At 48.3% G+C, this 1,618-nt stretch carries 1 protein-coding gene and 1 pseudogene; one reads left to right on the forward strand and one right to left on the reverse strand.

The features are described 5' to 3' along the window. Positions 1–956 (reverse strand): DUF4158 domain-containing protein (locus A3756_RS07125; protein ID WP_156490342.1); only part of this gene is annotated, 956 nt, incomplete at its 3' end. A 125-nt stretch (positions 957–1,081) separates the two neighbouring features. Here A3756_RS07125 and A3756_RS07130 point away from each other — a divergent pair. Then, a pseudogene (locus tag A3756_RS07130) lies at positions 1,082–1,618 on the forward strand (IS21 family transposase); the annotation flags it as partial.

The raw sequence follows: 1,618 nt of genomic DNA on the forward strand, positions 1-1,618 counted from the left end.
ACCCGTTCCTGCGCCATCTGATGCGCTCGTTGCTTCACCTGTCGAGTGTGATGGATGAACCCTTCCGCAATGCGCTCCAAGCCCTGCTGGTACCGAGACTGCAGATAGCACAGCAGGTACAAGCATTGGTTAGCAGGCGACTGACGCTTAAGTTTAGCACCGTAATAATCAACCCGTTCGGCATAGTGATGCTGGTTTTTCTGGGACAGAGAAAGCGAGTCGAGTACAGTCGTCACATCCTCCATTAGCGGTTGAATATGGTTATACACCGCCAGCTCTTTCTGCAGCTCGGTACCGGTGAAGTTGCGAGCGCTCCCGCGCAGCTGCTTCAATGTAAAGTGGTCTTCATCGGAAACCAGTGTCTGCAGCATATTCTTTAAGCTTTGGCTGCAAGCGGCATTGATCTGATCATACAATCGTTGCTGATGTTGATTAATCACCTGACTGACGATCTTCTGCAGGGTACTATAGGCAGGAATGGCGATCTTCTGGTGGGCCAGGTACTCGATTGCTGCGTCAAAGAGTGCGCGGGGTGCCACCCAGCTTTCAGCGCAGACCAGCAAATGTTCAACAAGCCGGGGTTGATGTTGCTTATCTTTCCAGCTGTTGACTCCAGCAATTGATAAAACACGCTCATAGATGCGGGATTTTTGGTCCGCTTTCAAACTAAAGCGCCGAAACTTGAGGTCTTTAAAGTGAAATCGCGCAATAAATGCCAAGTCATCCTGCATGGATTTATAACTCGGGTTGAGCAGGATCGGTTTGCATTTGAAGTAGCCCAACAATGCAACGGCAACACAACGGTACTTGCGTTGCCGTATTCTGGATAGCTCCGCAAGTTCTTTATCATTTAGCGCGAAGTAAAACCGCTGATAAGACTCGTTGAAGGAAGGAACGCTGTATAAATCCTCGATTTCCGCGGCAGTGAGAATTGATAGCCGTTTGTCTCTGCTCATTCTTTGACCTAAAGGTCAAAGTGTTGATTTGCACCCAAAACTGACCCACTAAAGCCATATATTTGCATCGAATTTTGACCCACGTATAAACCTATCCCTGCTTCAGCAAAGCAGGAGAAAATGGAGTGATAGACGTGGCTCTACTAAGCGTAATTCGACGCTGGCATATTCGGGAGGGACAATCGATTCGATCGATTGCTCGGAAGACCGGATTGTCACGAAATACTGTTCGTAAATACCTCAATAATAGAAATTTAGACCCAAGCTACCCTGCAAGGAAGTCGCCGAGTAAGCTGGATGACTACGAGAAGACCTTAACCTGCTGGCTTCACCGTGAGGTGAAAAAGCATCGAAAGCAGCGTAAGTCAGTCAAGCAGCTATACCAGGATTTAGTACAACTGGGTTACACCGGTTCCTATGATCGTGTTGCTGCGTTTGCACGGCAGTGGCGACAAGAGCAACATGAAGCAAAGAGCACTGCCGCTAAGCGAGTCTATGTTCCACTGACTTTTGCACCAGGCGAAGCATTCCAGTTTGATTGGGGCGAAGATTTCGCCACGATCAATGGTCGGAAGTGCTGCCTTCAAGTTGCTTACTTCAAGCTAAGCAATAGTCGAGCTTTCTTCCTGCGAGCTTATTACAAACAAACGCACGAGATGCTG

It is taken from the genome of Oleiphilus sp. HI0086 (assembly GCF_001635225.1).